At 38.0% G+C, this 16,684-nt stretch carries 18 protein-coding genes; 11 read left to right on the top strand and 7 right to left on the bottom strand.

From position 1 onward, the window contains the following. Positions 1 to 6 precede the first annotated feature (6 nt). Positions 7 to 1,017 carry an acyl-CoA reductase gene (locus VOI17_RS08980; protein ID WP_323756915.1) on the bottom strand — a complete coding sequence of 337 codons (1,011 nt, stop codon included), beginning with the start codon at positions 1,015 to 1,017 and terminating at the stop codon, positions 7 to 9. A 151-nt stretch (positions 1,018 to 1,168) separates the two neighbouring features. Here VOI17_RS08980 and VOI17_RS08975 point away from each other — a divergent pair, with 151 nt between their 5' ends. Next, on the top strand, positions 1,169 to 1,513 hold the full coding sequence (locus VOI17_RS08975) for a 4Fe-4S binding protein (protein WP_068412017.1): 345 nt from the start codon (positions 1,169 to 1,171) through the stop codon (positions 1,511 to 1,513). A 70-nt stretch (positions 1,514 to 1,583) separates the two neighbouring features. Here VOI17_RS08975 and VOI17_RS08970 read toward each other — a convergent pair whose 3' ends face one another. The 4 genes from VOI17_RS08970 to VOI17_RS08955 are packed head-to-tail and all read right to left on the bottom strand — an operon-like array spanning position 1,584 to position 4,357. Next, positions 1,584 to 2,330 (bottom strand): GNAT family N-acetyltransferase, encoded by a 747-nt coding sequence (locus VOI17_RS08970; protein WP_323756914.1) that lies wholly within the window; start codon positions 2,328 to 2,330, stop codon positions 1,584 to 1,586. Then, complete coding sequence (locus tag VOI17_RS08965; RefSeq protein ID WP_323756913.1) at positions 2,327 to 2,776, bottom strand: DMT family transporter; 450 nt, start codon at positions 2,774 to 2,776, stop codon at positions 2,327 to 2,329. Before VOI17_RS08965 ends, VOI17_RS08970 begins: the two co-directional genes overlap by 4 nt. A 53-nt stretch (positions 2,777 to 2,829) precedes the next feature. Then, positions 2,830 to 3,429: a Crp/Fnr family transcriptional regulator gene (locus VOI17_RS08960; RefSeq protein ID WP_323756912.1), complete on the bottom strand. Its 600-nt coding sequence runs from the start codon at positions 3,427 to 3,429 to the stop codon at positions 2,830 to 2,832. A 22-nt stretch (positions 3,430 to 3,451) separates the two neighbouring features. Then, on the bottom strand, positions 3,452 to 4,357 hold the full coding sequence (locus tag VOI17_RS08955; RefSeq protein ID WP_323756911.1) for a DUF58 domain-containing protein: 906 nt from the start codon (positions 4,355 to 4,357) through the stop codon (positions 3,452 to 3,454). Positions 4,358 to 4,548: 191 nt separating this feature from the next. On the opposite strand from VOI17_RS08955, the gene VOI17_RS08950 reads away from it, so the two are divergent. The 4 genes from VOI17_RS08950 (at position 4,549) to cas6 (ending at position 8,103) form a co-directional block, all read left to right on the top strand. Beyond that, entirely contained in the window at positions 4,549 to 4,893 is a 345-nt protein-coding gene (locus VOI17_RS08950) for a DUF3276 family protein (protein WP_323756910.1), read from the top strand. A gap of 59 nt (positions 4,894 to 4,952) precedes the next feature. After that, on the top strand, positions 4,953 to 6,038 hold the full coding sequence (locus VOI17_RS08945) for an AI-2E family transporter (RefSeq protein ID WP_323756909.1): 1,086 nt from the start codon (positions 4,953 to 4,955) through the stop codon (positions 6,036 to 6,038). A gap of 9 nt (positions 6,039 to 6,047) precedes the next feature. After that, positions 6,048 to 7,145, top strand: a complete 1,098-nt coding sequence (ychF, locus tag VOI17_RS08940; protein WP_323756908.1) for a redox-regulated ATPase YchF — start codon at positions 6,048 to 6,050, stop codon at positions 7,143 to 7,145. A 136-nt stretch (positions 7,146 to 7,281) separates the two neighbouring features. After that, on the top strand, positions 7,282 to 8,103 hold the full coding sequence (cas6, locus tag VOI17_RS08935; RefSeq protein WP_323756907.1) for a CRISPR-associated endoribonuclease Cas6: 822 nt from the start codon (positions 7,282 to 7,284) through the stop codon (positions 8,101 to 8,103). On the opposite strand, the gene VOI17_RS08930 is transcribed toward cas6, so the two are convergent. Beyond that, positions 8,100 to 9,374 (bottom strand): type IX secretion system plug protein domain-containing protein, encoded by a 1,275-nt coding sequence (locus VOI17_RS08930; protein WP_323756906.1) that lies wholly within the window; start codon positions 9,372 to 9,374, stop codon positions 8,100 to 8,102. The two genes, cas6 and VOI17_RS08930, sit on opposite strands and share 4 nt — an antisense overlap. Before the next feature lie 197 nt (positions 9,375 to 9,571). Here VOI17_RS08930 and VOI17_RS08925 point away from each other — a divergent pair, with 197 nt between their 5' ends. From VOI17_RS08925 to VOI17_RS08910, 4 genes are read left to right on the top strand one after another with little or no spacing between them, the layout of a single operon-like run. Continuing rightward, entirely contained in the window at positions 9,572 to 10,141 is a 570-nt protein-coding gene (locus VOI17_RS08925) for an RNA polymerase sigma factor (protein WP_323756905.1), read from the top strand. After that, on the top strand, positions 10,128 to 11,477 hold the full coding sequence (locus tag VOI17_RS08920) for a hypothetical protein (protein ID WP_323756904.1): 1,350 nt from the start codon (positions 10,128 to 10,130) through the stop codon (positions 11,475 to 11,477). Before VOI17_RS08925 ends, VOI17_RS08920 begins: the two co-directional genes overlap by 14 nt. 1 nt (position 11,478) lies before the next feature. After that, a complete protein-coding gene (locus VOI17_RS08915) occupies positions 11,479 to 11,889 on the top strand; it encodes a hypothetical protein (protein WP_323756903.1) in 411 nt (136 codons plus the stop codon). An 11-nt stretch (positions 11,890 to 11,900) separates the two neighbouring features. Continuing rightward, complete coding sequence (locus tag VOI17_RS08910) at positions 11,901 to 12,290, top strand: hypothetical protein (protein WP_323756902.1); 390 nt, start codon at positions 11,901 to 11,903, stop codon at positions 12,288 to 12,290. Here VOI17_RS08910 and VOI17_RS08905 read toward each other — a convergent pair. Then, a complete protein-coding gene (locus tag VOI17_RS08905; protein ID WP_323756901.1) occupies positions 12,287 to 14,203 on the bottom strand; it encodes an ABC-F family ATP-binding cassette domain-containing protein in 1,917 nt (638 codons plus the stop codon). The genes VOI17_RS08910 and VOI17_RS08905 overlap by 4 nt on opposite strands. 130 nt (positions 14,204 to 14,333) lie before the next feature. Between VOI17_RS08905 and VOI17_RS08900 the strand changes: the two genes are divergently transcribed. Continuing rightward, complete coding sequence (locus VOI17_RS08900) at positions 14,334 to 15,467, top strand: sorbosone dehydrogenase family protein (protein ID WP_323756900.1); 1,134 nt, start codon at positions 14,334 to 14,336, stop codon at positions 15,465 to 15,467. 32 nt (positions 15,468 to 15,499) lie between these two features. After that, positions 15,500 to 16,504 carry an ABC transporter ATP-binding protein gene (locus tag VOI17_RS08895; RefSeq protein WP_323756899.1) on the top strand — a complete coding sequence of 335 codons (1,005 nt, stop codon included), beginning with the start codon at positions 15,500 to 15,502 and terminating at the stop codon, positions 16,502 to 16,504. Positions 16,505 to 16,684: the final 180 nt, after the last annotated feature.

The raw sequence follows: 16,684 nt of genomic DNA, 5'->3' as shown, positions 1-16,684 counted from the left end.
ACGGCTTTATATGCCACTCAAGAATTCTAGCGTGTCAACGCCATCGGCATAGTCTGAAAGCTCAGGTTGTTGCGCTTTACCTAAAGGAATACTTCCTTCATACCAACCATTGGCCGAAACCACACATTGAATTTTCTCATGATGCTTGGCTAGTGTAAGGTCTAGCTCAGCTTCGCTGTTGTAATACTCATAAAACAGTACAGAAATAGGAGAGACCAATGCTTCACTTTCTCTCATTAAAAAGAAACCAGAGTCAAGGTGAGGTTCACCATTTACCAAATAAATGGACTTATTGTAGTCGTAATTGTTACGGTATTTATGATGGTCGAGCACAGTTTCGTAACCCATTAGCGCATCGATCAACTTTACAAAGTCATAACCCTTTGGGGCATAAATTTTAGAAATGTTTCTACAGCCTAAGCCAAAATACTGGAAGTAATCTTTACCAAAATTGGTGAGTTCTTCTGCCGTTTCATCGCCTTTGATCACGGCAACAGCCGTACGGTTTTGCCTAATGATGTGCGGATGTTTGGCGAAGTAGTGTTTGAAATAGCGTGCACTGTTATCGGAACCAGTAGCGATAATGGCATCTGCTTCATTCATTCGTTCAGCATGAATAATATTGGCTCCGAGTGTTTCTGAAATAGCATTGATTTCAGAAATCATAAACTGCATCAGAACTTTGTCTTGAGAGGACAGCTTTACCATGGCAATATGTCCCGAAATAAGTACAGAAAGCAGGTCATGAAAACCAACCAATGGAATGTTACCCGCCATTACCAAACCTACTTTTTTGGATGCGGTAGGTTCAAGTTTGTAATTGTCGGTCCATGAAGAAAGTGATTCCTCCGTAAGCGCTTCGCCCCAAGCATTAAGAGCCAGTTGAACACTTTCTGGTGTAAACCATGAATTTCCATTGCCTGCTCTGAAACACAGATTATCAATTTCAACCTCAGTTAATGATTTGATCCGTTCTCCTAATTGAGCAAAAGCCTGTATTCTTTCCTTAAGTACCATATTCTGTAAATCTTGGGCAAAAATACACCTTAAGTTTACTTCAAAGTCAAAATAGTGATTAGTTTTGCGGCAAATAAAAACCTTTGGCGATGAAACTTCGTCAGATAGTTTTTGTTTATGAATTGATTACAAACTACAAAGGAGATCAGAAATGGCAATTATTATAACTGACGAATGTATCAATTGTGGGGCCTGTGAACCAGAATGCCCTAATACAGCTATATACGAAGGTGGCCAAGAATGGAATTGGGCCGGTGGTACTGACCTTCGCGAGGTAGAGTTGGAAGATGGCACTGTCTTGGATGCGAGTGATATGCAAGAACCTGTTTCAGACGAATTCTACTATATCGTTCCAGGAAAATGTACGGAGTGTACAGGTTTTCATGAAGAACCACAATGTGCTGCTGTTTGCCCAGTTGATTGCTGTGTGGATGATCCAGATTATAGAGAAACGGATGAAGAGTTATTGGCTAAAAAAGAGTGGTTACACGTTTAAGTCAGTATTCGAAAGAAATATATTAAAAGCCTTCAGTTATGAAGGCTTTTTTTGTGCTTTTAAGGTTTCTTTACTCAGTTTTCCCTAACATATAGTTCTTTATTTTAAACTGTTCTTGAAAGCCCATTTTAAGGTATAACCCTAAGCCCATAGTTGAGGCTTGAAGAGTAATGTATTCGGTTTCCTCTTTGATTGCTGTATTTACTAATTGCTCCATTAATAGATTAGCAAGTCCATTTCGTCTTGATTCTGGAATAATACCTAGACCATGAACGCCAAAAACATTCTTTGTTTGATAGGTTATGGCAGTTCCTACCGACTTGTTCTGATGGTTTATAATGTAAAATCGAATCAAGTCTTTTGTGTTTAACAAGATGTTTGGGTGTATTTGGTAACCAAAGGATTTAGTAAATAACTGACTCCAAAGCGTTGACTCCTGTTTGGTGGAAACTAGATTAAGGCTTATTCCTTTATGCTCCAAGTAAGGTTTGTCAACCTTTAAATGCATTCCTATTTGTTCAAATATTTTGGTGAACCCGTTTTGCTCTAATATTTCGTTCTGAGGTTTTTCAGATACTTCCCAATGTGGAACAATAAGTTTTGGGAGGTTCGATAGGAGCTCCTTTTTAGCAGAGAGCACAGTCTCTTCATCCAAATCTTGATTGAACCATAGTCGATTGGGCCAATCTGAATTTTCAATAACTGAGTAGCTAAACTGTGGGTTTGACTGATGCTGACCTAATCGAGCGCTAGCTGCTAGCCACATAGAGGTCAAGTTTTCGATGTTTAGTCTGGTGAAATTGGGGTTTAGGTTCATTTCCAATTGATTAAAAGTATTCCTGCAATCATGGCGATTATGCCTGAAAGTCGCTTAAAAGTTATGGGTTCAATAGGTAGGTTTAACCAACCGTAATGTCCGGCTATTACAGCAAAAATAAGCTGCCCACACAGACCTAAAGAGATCATGGTTGAAACACCTAATTTGGGAATGGTGTAATAATAAAGGCTTATGCCTATAACGCTAAATAAACCGCCAGTAAACCACAAATAAGGAGGAACTCCCTTTAATTGGTTTATTGGCGGAAGCTTATCGATGCTAAAAATAGCTATAGCCACAGCAAAAATAAAGCTGCTGAAAAAGGCTATAACAGAAGCCAATAACGGGTTTTTAAGTAATACCCCTAAGTGTGCATTTAATCCTCCTTGAAGAGCCAAAAATATACCACCCAGAAATGCTAATGCTGATAGTGTGAATTGATTCATGATGCAAAGTTGGCTGGAGCAAACCTCTTTCACAATTACATATGTTGATTTGGCTACTTTTTTAATTCTTTTCTTATTCTGCTTAACTGGGTTGGAGTAATGCCTAAATGTGAGGCGATATGGTGTTGAGGAATTCTTTTATCTAGATGGGGGTGCTTTTGTAGAAGTTTTAAGTATCGTTCCGTTCCGTTTTCCATGACCAAAGAAATTTCGTTTTTCTCTTTTTCAATGATCCAGTTCTTTTCAATGTAAGCAATATAAAAATCCTTCAAATCTGCATTTTCATTTATCAGCCTTCTGTATTCTTTGAAATCAATGTTGATGACAATGGATTGTTCTAAAGCTTCTATGGAAAAATAAGAAGGTGAGTTGGTAATAAGAGAAACCTTGGAGGCGGGAAAATCACCTTCAAGGAATATGTTTTTGTTATAGATGTTTCCCTGATCATCCGTAAAATATGTACGAAAGGCGCCCCTACAGATAAAGTGAATGTATTTAGCTGTTTGCCCCTCGTTTAATAATGTCTGCCCTTTTTCAACGGATTGGAAATGTATGATAGAGAGAATGAGTTGCCAAGATTCCTTAGTGATCGTAGCATAAGAATCAAATGCTGATTTGAGTTCAGCAGTATGTCTTGCTTCTTCAATTTCCATTTGCACGAATGAATTGTAGCTGTTAAGCCATTTTCCTTCTTTTGATTAGGTATGAATTCAAAACCTGATCAAAACCTAAGTTGATGTCGGCTTCAATCAGGTCGATTTTGAGTTTTGCACACTTCAAATAGAGCTCCTTATAATAGCTGTCCATTTGGATTTTGAAGTCTTTTTTTATGGCGGCAGGGTTTAGCTTTATTCGTTCCTTAGTTTCGGAATCTATAAACTCGTAAGGACGATCTTCAAAATCAAAATCGAATTCTGTTTTATGGTCAGTAACATGAAAGAGCAGTACCTCGTGTTTCTTATGCTTTAAATGCTGAAGGGCAGCTAATATTTCCGCCTCGTTATTCTCATTGTCAAACATGTCGCTGAAAATGACAATCAGCGATCTTCTGTGCACTTTTTCTGCGAGTTGGTGAAGGATGGTGGCTACGTTGGTTCGCTTTTCTGTTTTCTGTTTTTCAAGCAAACTATTAAACTGAATGAAGAGCTTATGAATATGTGAAGCAGACGATTTTACAGGCGTTTCTAGTTCAAGCTTATCACTAAAAGTGTGCAGTCCAACAGCATCACGTTGTTTATGAAGCAAGTAAGTAAGAGCCGCTCCGGCCATTACGCTAAATCGCATCTTGCCAAAATTATGCTCTGGATAATACATGGAAGAAGACTGATCGATGACGATTTGGCATCTTAAATTGGTTTCCTCTTCATACCGCTTTGTATATAAACGGCCAGTTTTCGCGAAAATCTTCCAATCCACATGGCGAGTACTTTCCCCTGTATTATAGAGTCTATGCTCTGCAAATTCTACAGAAAAGCCATGGTAAGGCGACTTATGGAGTCCCGTAATAAAGCCCTCAACCATCTGTTTGGCAAGGAGTTCAATGTTGGAAAATTGTTTAACGTTGTCCAGAGAAAACTTCATAAGCAAAAATGAATATGGATCTAAAATATGCCTTTATACGAATATATGCGTCAAATAGGGTACTGTTTTCTGTATATTAAGTTTACGGAATTATACATTCGGCTATTGCAATAGTAATTATTATTGGCTTATATTGGATAAGTTTTTAGAGTTATATCTACTTGGTAATATACCAAACTAAACGTTGAATAGTGGAAGAGAACAAGGATAGTGACAAGAATGAGATTTTTTCAAAGAGGGTAAGGGCAGGCAAAAGGACCTATTTTTTTGATGTAAAAGCTACACGCTCAAATGACTACTACCTTACTATTACAGAAAGTAAAAGGAAGTATAAGGACGATGGATTCACTTATGAAAAGCATAAAATTTTTCTGTATAAAGAAGACTTTAATAAATTCATGGAGGCATTTGGTTCGGCAGTGAACCACGTAAAAACAGAACTAATGCCAGAGTTTGACTTCGATCAGTTTGATAATAATGAAGACGAAGTTTTAGCGGAGTCTTCAGCCGAAGAATCTGATTTGAAATGGGACTAAGTAGTTTTAAATAAGAAAGTTTTAGAGTTCTTGATTCCTCAGGAACTCTTTTTTTTGATATGAAAAGAACAGCCATATATATCACCCTGATAATTGCAGCTCTACTTCTGTTCATATATTATTTTAGCAATATTTTTACGTATCTGGTATTGTCATTGGTTTTGGCTTCCATCTTACGCCCCTTGGTTGAGAAGATTAGTGGAGCTCGTTTTTTTAAATTGAAAGTACCAAGGTGGTTGGCTATTCTTGTGGCTTTTGCAACGATGATTGTGGTGCTTACACTCTTTGTTATTCTATTTATTCCCTTGATTGATGACCAAATATCCTTACTCTCAACAATGGACATCAATTCGGTTACCGAGAGTATACTTGAGCCTATTAGATCCCTAGAAGAGTTTTTGCTTGAAAAGAGGCTGTCGAATGAGCCACCAGGTTTCTTGGTAGAGGGTCTGCGCGACACCATAACAGAAGCGATTAGTAAAATTCAAGTCCAGAGTATACTCAATATTATTTTGTCCTTTTTGAGTAGTTTTTTTGTGGGCTTGTTGGCCTTGAGCTTTATCACCTTCCTTTTGCTCTATGAAAAGGGACTTTTAAGAAATAGTATTATTGTTGCGATTCCCAATAAGTACTTTGAGGTATCGATTGCCGCACTTGATAAAATAGAAAAACTGCTTTCGAATTACCTTCTGGGATTGTCCTTTCAGGTATTGGTTATTTTTACAATGGCATCTGTTGGACTTACCATTATGGGGATTAAGTATTCTTTGACCATAGCCCTCTTTGCCGCTTTGGCCAACCTGATTCCTTATGCTGGTCCATTATTGGGCTCGGTATTTGGTATTATTGTAGGGCTTTCTACTTCCTCCGATTTAGTGACCTCCAATGATTATATATTCCTTATTGTGAAAGTAGTTTCCGTTTTTTCGGTGATTCAACTCACCGATAATATTCTACTTCAACCATTGATTTTCTCCAAATCTGTTAAAGTACATCCGTTAGAAATATTTGTTATTATCTTTGCGGGCGCTTCTATAGCGGGCATCCCCGGAATGATCGCTGCTATTCCTGCATATACTATTATCAGGGTGTCGGTAGTTGAACTTAGAAGGGGATATAAACAGTATAGTATTTTCAGATCATAGCAAATTACCATGGGACTTCAGTGTGGGATTGTAGGATTGCCAAATGTGGGCAAATCCACCCTTTTTAATGCATTATCCAGCGCCAAAGCAGAGGCCGCAAACTTTCCTTTTTGTACTATTGAACCCAACGTAGGAGTGGTCACTGTACCAGATCCTAGGTTGAAGACCTTGGAGAAATTAGTAAATCCTCAACGTGTATTGCCTACGGTAATCGAATTTGTAGATATTGCTGGTTTGGTGAAAGGGGCTTCTAAAGGAGAAGGTTTAGGGAATAAATTCTTGGCCAATATTAGAGAAGTAGATGCCATTCTTCATGTGGTACGCTGTTTCGAAGATGATAACGTAGTGCATGTAGCCGGTTCAGTAGACCCTATGTTCGACAAAGAAGTAATTGATACTGAATTGCAATTGAAAGACCTTGAATCGATTGAGAAGAAAATACTTAAGTATTCTAAAGTGGCCAAATCAGGTGATGCTGTGGCCAAAAGAGAACTTGTAATTTTAGAGAAATTTAAAGTGGCGCTAGATTCTGGTAAGAATGCTAGGGCCGTAGAAGCTACCAAAGAAGATTTAGCAGCAGTAAGTGATTTAAAACTGCTTACCATTAAGCCAGTAATCTATGTGGCCAATGTTGAAGAGGAGTCTGTGAACTCAGGTAATAGGTTTGTTGATGCACTTCGTGAAGGAGTGAAGGAAGAAAATGCAGAAGTAATTATTGTTTCTGCGGCCATTGAAGCGCAAATCGCTGAGTTGGAAGAAGAAGATGAGAAACAAATGTTTCTTGAAGAATACGGCTTGACTGAATCTGGTTTAAGCCAATTGATACGCGCTTCATATTCTATTTTAGACTTGATTACTTATTTTACTGCTGGTGTAAAAGAGGTGAGGGCTTGGACAATTAAAAGAGGCTGGACTGCTCCACAGGCAGCAGGCGTAATTCATACTGATTTCGAAAAGGGGTTTATTAAAGCTGAAGTAATCAAAATAGCTGATTATGAGAACTATAAAACCGAAGTAGCTGTAAAAGAAGCCGGTAAAATGGCCATTGAGGGCAAGGAATACATTGTAAAAGATGGCGATGTAATGCACTTTAGGTTTAATGTCTAACCCTAAGTATAAAACAATTCAATAAAATTTTTCCTTGTCATTGAACAAACTGTGATAACATTCAGTTAACGCTATACCAAATTGATTTATAGACGTATAGATTATTGGGTGTTTTTTTAATCAAAGTTGAGTTGTCGTGAGAGTAAGGATCATTTTTAAACTTAAGAACAGAGGGGCAGTTCTTCCATTTCATCATCAGTACATATTAGCTCAGTTTATCAAGGGCGTGATTGTCAATGGTGGAAAGAAAGAATTTATGGATTACCCATATTATAGTTTTTCTGGATTAAAAGGGCAGACTAAAGTAAGCAGAACAGGTTTGCATTATTATTCAAACTTGGTCACACTTGTTCTGTCTTCTCCGAAGAAGGAATTTATAGATTATGTACTCACAGAAATCTTTAAGTTTGATCAATTTGAATTGGGCAATCTTGAGTTAATCCCTCAAAATACTGAATTAGAGAAACTCCCTGAATTTACTTCAGAGATGAAGTATATTTGTATATCGCCAATAATTCCGGTTACAGCAACCTATAATGGGCCTGAAGGAAAGCGTTTTATTGAGCCTGAAAATGATGAGTTCTCTGATTTTCTTTTTGATTCCACAGTTCAACGAATGGAAGAATCAGGTCAATATGATTTTGATAGAATTGAGGGGTTTAACAAATTCCAAGCAGTACCAGATAAAGCTTATTTAGATAAACTTAGAGAACGAGATAAGAAGTTTGCTAGAATTTACTCTTTGTTCGACATGGATGTGAAGTATGAAGTGAGAGGCTATACCTTGCCTTTTAAATTATATGCGGCAAAAGAAGTTCAGGAGTTTATCTTCAATTGCGGTATAGGCAACTATACTTATAAGGGGTTTGGAATGGTAGATTTGGCCAATGCAAATCCGATAGATAGATCCACTGAATATACATTCTCAAAGAAGAATATTTCTCCTGATCAAGATTAGCGTCTTCGGTTGTAGTCAATTCTAGAATATCCAACTAGAATATCTCCGCGTCCACCAATGGGTCTGAAATAGACAAAAATCTCATAGAGGTTTTCAGTCTCAAAGAAGTTTTGCTCAAATTCATTTGGCGCAGTTGGGTCTGCACTCCAATACGAATAATCATACCAGCCTTGTTTTAATAAAATGTGGGTTTCGTAAACCTCTTTCTGAGCATTCCATTTCAATTTAGACTGTGCGTCTCTTTTCCAGTTGTTGAATGCACCAAGTAAGTAAATGTCTATAAGTCGTTTTTCTGTTTTTAAGCTGAAAGTAGTAGATACATATTCTGAAGTAATAGCAAACGCTCCACCACCTTCTAGGTCACGGATATAATATTGCCCATTGAGATCGAGATTTTGAAAATAACCATCATTTCTCATTTGGTCCAAGCCAAGTTGGGCAAAGGGTTTATTGTCAGCAAAACCAGCATCTATCACATTTCGGCCATTGAAGTTTACAGTACTTAGATCAAAGTACCTGAATTCATTTCCTCCCAAAAAGTCATTTTCACTACCCATATTTTGGTAACGGATTACTTTACTATTTTCATCGATAAAAGTGGGGTTGAGCATCAATTGCATATCTGGCCTTTGGTTTTGCCTCACTACCACCTTAAAATCTCGCCTTGGATCAATGCTGTTGAGATTGCCATAACTCATGGTCACTTCAATGCGCTGATGTGTTAACCTATCACCCACAGCGCTTGAACGAGATATATTTCCGCCCACGCCCACTTCATTTTGATAGACGCTAAATCGTTTTGTAAGAATGATATCTTCTTTATTTCTGTCTCGGTAAACTACGGCTATGTAATTACCAGTAGATTGGAATTCTGGTAATCGATATTTGTAATGGACATAATTGGTTTTTGATTCACTACTGAACTCAAAATCTTCAATTTCAAACTCATTGAAGCTGTTCAAATACATGTTTGCTCTTAAATCGGAAGGCGTCCAATCGGCATTGCAATGAATGAATTGCACGAAATAATAGTCGGCATCATCTCTTAGGTCATCAAATTCGAGTAACAGGTTCGAAGTTTGATCCAGTTCTGCAATGGCAGGAGCAAGACTATTTTGGATAGAATTCCCTTCTGGGTACATCCGAACAGTCATAATCGTACTTTCATAAACAGTATCCTCGAATTTCAACTCCTTCTTTTTCTGAAAACCCATTAAGGGTGGCAAGAAGAAAATAGATAATGCGAAAACTGAGATTGACTTTAATTTCAAAATGGTGCTTTTAGTGCAAATTAACATATCATTTGCTTCGAACATAAATTATTAAACAAGCTGACATTTTATACCTGTTTGGTGCGAAGATTGTGCCACACTCATTTTTTGAACTTTAGATAAGTAACGTTTGCAACCATAACTTTGTGTGCGGTGTCTAACAAAACAGGAAGGAAGAAACCGGTAGTTCTCCATTAATGAACCTAGACGAAAAGCTAATTGAGCGATGTATAAAGGATGACCAGAAGGCTCAGCGGGAGCTTTATGGTCGCTATGCCCAAAAGTTAATGCCAATGGCAATGCGGTATGCTAAATCTCAAGAGGATGCGGAAGATATTTTACAAGATGCTTTCATTAAGATTTTCAATAGTCTGGATTCTTTTAGAAGAGAAGCTCAATTTCTCACTTGGCTAAAGCGAATTGTGATCAATACCGCCATAAATCACAACAGAAAGAAAATGTATCAGCAACCGATGCTGGACATAGAAAAAGTGGCGCACATGCATATTGAATCCAATTTAACGCTTTCTAATATGCATTTCACGGAAATTTTGGCACTCATGCAGAAATTGCCTGTTGGGTCTAGGACTATCTTCAACCTCTTCGCAATTGAGGGGTATGGCCATAAAGAAATTGCAGAAATGTTAGAAATAAGTGAGGGCACATCTAAGTCACAATACTCAAGGGCACGAGCACTCTTAAGGTCGATGGTTGATGAAGCCAATAAAGTTGTTCAAACTAATTATTTATCAGATGAGCGATTTTGAGAATGGGTTAAAGGAAATGTTTGAAGGGGCTGAATTTAAGCCTTCAGATCGCGTTTGGGCTGGTGTTGAAGCTGGTTTAAAGGCCAAAAAGAAGAAAGGTGTGTTTTTCTATTGGCAGACCTATGGAATTGCCGCTGGCATTGCTTTAGTGTTGAGCTTTGGATTTCTGTTTTCCGACCGTTTTAATCAAAATCAGCAGAAAGTAACTACAGAAAGTAAAGCGGAAGTTGAAAATAAGGCAACCGACAATAATGCTGATAACGGGAAGGAAACAGACGCAGATGGCATTTTAGCACCCGGAGATAAAGCACCTACTAACGAAATAAAAGACCAGTTGGATAATGAAGTGAGTTCCAAACTTCAAGCTTCAAATTCAAGCCATAATACCAAAGCGAATTCCATTCCAACGTTACCCTCAAAGAAGGAAAGTGCAGATGTAATAATAGTTGAGCCTTCTTTATTTAGTAGAAACGATAAACTTTATAATCATGCTAAACTGAGAGCCCCACAGCGAAGTATTAATATTCTGAAAGGCATGTGGGACATGAAGCATATGGTAGCTTCAATGAACTTGAAAGATTATAATACGGAAGAATTTACCATAAACGAGCCTCGGGCTTTGGCTTTAAACGGTGGTTTAAGTGGAGGGAGTTTCAATCCAAGTCCTTCAGGTAATTCTCTGGACATGTTGTCAAGGCAAGATAGTCCTAACAATAGCGGTGCTGCGTTGTCTTCGGTAAGTAATGGAAGTGATAAGCAATTGGGCTCTTTGGGTTTTGGTGCTGGTTTGGCCTTTGAGCTAAGTGATCGTTGGGGTATGAATCTTGGACTTAGGTATTCTGAATACCGGTTTGCCAATCAATCAAATGCTTACTCTGTTGAGAATGGAGTTTCTTACCCGATCTATCTTCCAGCAGGGTATTCTGGAGAAGTGTATTTCACCCCTAATTATGACATTATAAATACAATTAAGAGTATCTCTATCCCAATTCAAGCCTCATTTAAAGTGTTGGATTTAGGAAGATTTGATGTGCAAATGAGGGCAGGGCTTAGTGCAGATTATTTCATTAGCTATAATGTTAAAGGTGATTTGAAATCACTTGAAGTACGAAGAGTGGCCTTTTCACGAGATGGTTTATTTGACCGTTTCAATGTCGCAGGTTTAAGTGCTTTGGCATTGAATTATAAGTTGAGTGAAGAATGGGGGATTTCGGCCGAAGGCTATTACAGAAAGTTCTTAAAGCCATCTAATCAGGAGGTTTCATCTCAATCCGGTCCATCCGTATTGGGTGTTGGTTTCAGTTTGAATTACTACCTAGACAGAAAAGAGGATTAATATGGAAAAGTTAATTATAGTGTTGAGCTTTGTTTTAGGCTTGAATGCCCTGATGAGTTGTTCTGAAATGGATGAATTTGGCTTAGATAAAAAAACAACCTTGGAAGAAGCCATGGGCATGTTAGAAGAAATCCAGAATGACATTCATGGTATAGTGTCGGATAAATCTTGCGAGGGATCAGGAGACTGCAAAGTATTGGCTTATGGAAAGAAAGCATGTGGCGGGCCTTCGTCCTATGTAATTTATGGCAGTAAAATTGATAAAGCTCTTTTAGAGAAAAGGTGTAATGATTATACCTTACTACAAGATGAAGTCAATAGTAGATTTGGACTGATGAGCGATTGTAGTATACTTAATGTTCCAGAAATAGCTTGTGTAGATGGCAAGTGTGTCGAAATACAGGGCAATTAAATTGATAGAGAATGTTGATCAATAGAAGAATTTTAGCGGCTTTTCTTATCCTGATTTCATCAGTAGTTTTTTCTTGCGAAGAAGAGTTTGAGGTTTTCGAAGGAGGTACTTTTTCTCTCAGATTAAATCAGCCTAAAACATTGATTGATGGTTCTGTGCTGGAGTTAACAGGAATTGAAGATTCACGCTGCCCGGAAAACGTGAATTGTGTTTGGGAAGGCAGGTCGGCCGTGAAAGTCAGATGGACAAGACAAGAGACTTATGATATAGACCTGAATGATGTTGAATACGTCAACGCGCAAATTGAATCATATTTGGTCACTTTACTTGAAGTAAATCCATACCCAACCACTGAAGCTAATGATGATAAAGTGGTGAAGATTAAAATTGAGGTGAATTAACTCACCTCAATCGCATCAATCATTTCGGCAACTTTTTCCCAGCTGATTTGGGCCGTCTCTAGTTTTTTTGTCAACTGATCGTATTCTGACTGCTTTTCTTGAAGCTTATTAAAGTCTCCGAAGATCTCAGGTTTGGCCATTTCGGCTTCTAATTTTCCTTTTTTTAACTCTAGCTTTTCAATATCACTTTCAACATTATCTAACTGTGACTGCAACTTTTTCAACTCCTGTTGATTAGGATCTTTGGGTGGCTTTTGTTGCTGAACTGGCTTTTCTTTTTGAACTTTTACTTCGACAGTTTTAGGTTTTTGTTCTGCTTCTTTTTTCTGCTGCCAATACACATATTCATCGTAGCTGCCTGGATATTCTTTGATTTGATGGTCCTCGATGTACCAAATCTTATTCGCAATCTGAGAAATAAAGTGTCTATCGTGAGATACAATTAAGAAAGTACCTTCATATTGTTGTAATGCCTGAATAAGGATATTCACTGAAAGAAAATCTAAGTGGTTGGTAGGCTCATCCATCATTAGGAAGTTGGCTTCAGAAATTAAGGTTTTAGCCAATGCTACTCTTGATTTTTCACCTCCAGAAAGCACTTTAATTTTCTTAAAGACATCTTCATTTGAAAACAAGAAACAACCAAGAATTGCTCTTAACTCCATTTCCGATTTATCACTTCCTGCCTGTGCCAGTTCCTGAAGAATCTCATTATTTACATTCAAGGCTTCTAGCTGGTGCTGAGCATAGAAAGTAGTCAGTACATTAAAGCCTTCTCTTCTCTCGCCTGATACTTTTTCAGTTCCAGCGATTACGCGGAGCAAAGTAGATTTCCCTTTTCCGTTAGCACCAATCAATGCAATTTTATCCCCACGTTCAATTTTGGCGGTGGTATTCTTCAGAATGGTTAAGTCACCATAAGCCTTCGAAATATTGTCTAACTCAATGATGGACCGACCAGATTTCTGTTTGAAACCAAACTTAAAATTCATCACCATCGAATCATCAACAATGTCTTCGATCTTATCCATTCGCTCCAGAGACTTTACCCTAGATTGAACTTGACGGGCTTTTGTGGCTTTCGATCGAAAACGCTCAATAAATTGCTCCGTTTGCTTGATCTGTTGTTGCTGGTTCTCAAATGCGTTCTTCTGAATTTCTTCACGCATTAGCTTTTCCTTGGTGTAGAAAGAATAGTTACCACTATACTGCGTAAGTCTTTGGTTAGAAACTTCAACAATTGAAGTAGCTACATTGTCAATAAAAGAACGGTCGTGAGAAACTACAATTACCGCTCCTTCATAAGTCTTTAAATAGTTTTCTATCCACTGAATGGATGGTAAATCCAAGTGGTTAGTGGGTTCATCAAGCATCAATAATGAAGGCTTCTCTAAGAGGAGTTTGGCCAACATTACCCTCATTCTCCAACCTCCAGAAAACTCCTTCAATGGACGAGTTAGGTCTTCGGTCCTGAAACCGATACCTTCTAGGATTGACTCGGCATCGGATTGCATGGAATAACCTCCGAGTGTTTCGAATTGATCTTGTGCTTTGGCCAAATCATCTACCAACTGATCATGGTAGTTGGTTTCCATTTCTTTTAGAATTCGCTCAATGGTTGCTTGTAATTCATTGGCCTTACCAAATGCTTGCATGGCCACGTCTAAAATACTTTCTTCAGATTGATAGGAAAGGAGATCCTGATTCAAGAAACCAATGCTGCAATCTTTACTCTTACTAACATCGCCAGACGTAGGAGGGAACTCCCCATCTATTATTCTTAGAAGGGTAGACTTCCCTTTTCCGTTAAGGCCGATTAAGCCGATTTTATCCTTTGGCTTAATATGAAGTGAGGCGTTTTCGTAAAGGGCTCGCCCCCCAATGAGGTACGATAAGTTGTTGATTGCAATCATGCCGCAAAATTAGTGTTTGTAAGGCCAATTCAAACGTTTATAAAAGTATTATTGGTAGATATCCATTTGTCAAATCTTTTTTAACTCTTAGCAGTTAATATTCTACCTTTCGAGACTAAATGAATTGGTTATGATGAAACGTATTTCAATGATATTTTCAGTAGGCTTATTGGTCCTACTGACCTGCAGCCTGAATGTATCAGCACAAAACAAAGTTGACTTATCAAAAATAATACTTCCGGATGGATTCAAAATTTCTATTTATGCCGAAGGTGTTACAGATGCACGCTCATTAAGTAGTACCCCTGATGGAAAAACAGTGTTTGTAGGCAATAGAAGAAGAAGGAATGTCTATGCACTTACCGATACTGACGGTGATATGGTGGCGGATAGGACAGATACAATCGCAACAGGGATGAAAACCCCAAATGGAGTAGCTTATCACAATGGTGATTTATATGTGGCAGAGGTAAGTAGAATTCTCAGGTATCCTGACATCATGAATAACTTGAAAAACCCAAAATCAGAAGTGATTTTTGAGGACTATCCAACAGATGCACATCATGGTTGGAAGTTTATTGCCTTTGGCCCTGATGGGAAGTTATACGTACCCGTGGGAGCTCCGTGCAATGTTTGTGAGCCTGAAAAAGAGATTTATGCCTCAATTACCAGAATGGACCCTGATGGTTCGAACATGGAGATATATGCTACAGGAGTGAGAAACAGTGTAGGTTTTACCTGGGATCCAAGAACTGAAAAAATGTGGTTTACCGATAACGGAAGAGATATGTTAGGTGACGATATCCCGGCTTGTGAACTTAATTATGCTCCTGAAATAGGGATGAATTTCGGATTTCCTTATTGGCATCAAGGAGATATTCCTGATCCGGATTTCGGAGATAAATTTCCAAGAACAAACTTTACGGAACCAAAATATAAGTTTGAACCACACTCTGCTCCATTAGGTCTAAGGTTTTATCAAGGCGATATGTTTCCCGCGAAGTATAAAAACAATATTATTGTTGCACAACATGGTTCTTGGAATCGAACACAAGATGCTGGACATATTGGTTACCAGTTGCGCTTTGTTCAAGTAGAAGGGGACAAGGTGATAAGCAGTGAGATTTTTGCTTCTGGTTGGTTAGATAAAGAAACTAATAAGGGTTGGGGTAAACCTGTCGATATTCTGGAAATGCCTGACGGCTCTATTCTCGTTTCTGATGATATAGCGGGAGTAATTTACCGTATTTCATATGAGAAATAACTTGAGTAAACCCAAGCATAAATAAAGCACTATTGAAATTTCTGAAAGTAGATAAAGTATCAAAGACCTATTCAGGTAATGAAAAGCCAGCCGTTTCGAGTCTGGCTTTTTCAATGAAAAAGGGCGAGATCGTTTCTTTTGTTGGCGCTAGCGGTTCAGGGAAATCGACTCTACTAAAAATGATAGGGGGCTTGATTTCTCCAGAGAAAGGGTGGATTCATTTTCAAGGCAAAGCACTAGAAAAGCCCGATGACAAGCTTATTCCAGGAGAAGAGGGAATAAAAATGGTGTTTCAGGATTTGCGTTTAATGCTAAATCATACAGTTGAGGAAAATATTAAATACCCACTTCTGTTTTTTGATAAGGGCTATCAGAATGAAAGAGTAGAAGAACTCTTAGAGGTTTGTCATCTTCAAGAGTTTAGAAAAAGATTACCAAGAGAATTGTCTGGTGGGCAACAGCAGCGCTTGGCTTTGGCCAAAACGCTGGCTGAAGAACCTGCGCTTCTTTTAATGGATGAGCCTTTCAGTAATCTGGATCCAATTGTTAAAAGCAAATTGATTGTTGATGTAAGCGAGATCATTCGGAATCAGCAACTGAGTTTGATTATGGTGACGCATGACACTCAAGATGCATTAATGCTTTCGGATAAAATCGGTTTTATGTCCGAAGGGAAATTGATACAGTATGATTCCCCATTAAATATTTATAATAAGCCAAATAGTGTTGATATAGCAGCCTTTTTTGGTACAATAAATATTTTCAACAATCAAGAGTTTCAGCATTTTTTTGGTGAGAACTTAGAGATCGCAGAGGATCAGAGAATCGTTATCCGAGCAGAAAGTTTTAGGCCTTCGTTTGAATCGGGCATGTTAAAGTTAGAAGGCATAGTGCAAGGCTCTTTTTTTAAAGGGGCAAAGTATTTGATTCGGTTGAAAGTGGGTAATCGATTAATGATTATGTATGCTGATCAAATACTTAAAAATGGAGTTTGTCATAAATTTTATGTTGATCGTCACAGTTTGATGGTGATTTAGAGACTTGTATTTTTTTTTAGTTATAAAATTTTCTTCATACCTTCGGCACCTTGGTTTTAACAGCCATTGCCTCAATCCAGCCATTATTTTTCCCACATACTGTTGCTTTTTTAGCACGCAATTAACCGTACACTTTATCTTATGAAGAGGCGCATTATTTTCACATTCCTATTTTTAAGT

The organism is Roseivirga sp., assembly GCF_034669765.1.
Taxonomy (GTDB): Bacteria; Bacteroidota; Bacteroidia; order Cytophagales; family Cyclobacteriaceae; genus Roseivirga.
The sequence above is the reverse complement of the archived record's forward strand: the minus strand, read 5'-3'. Positions and strand labels throughout refer to the sequence as shown.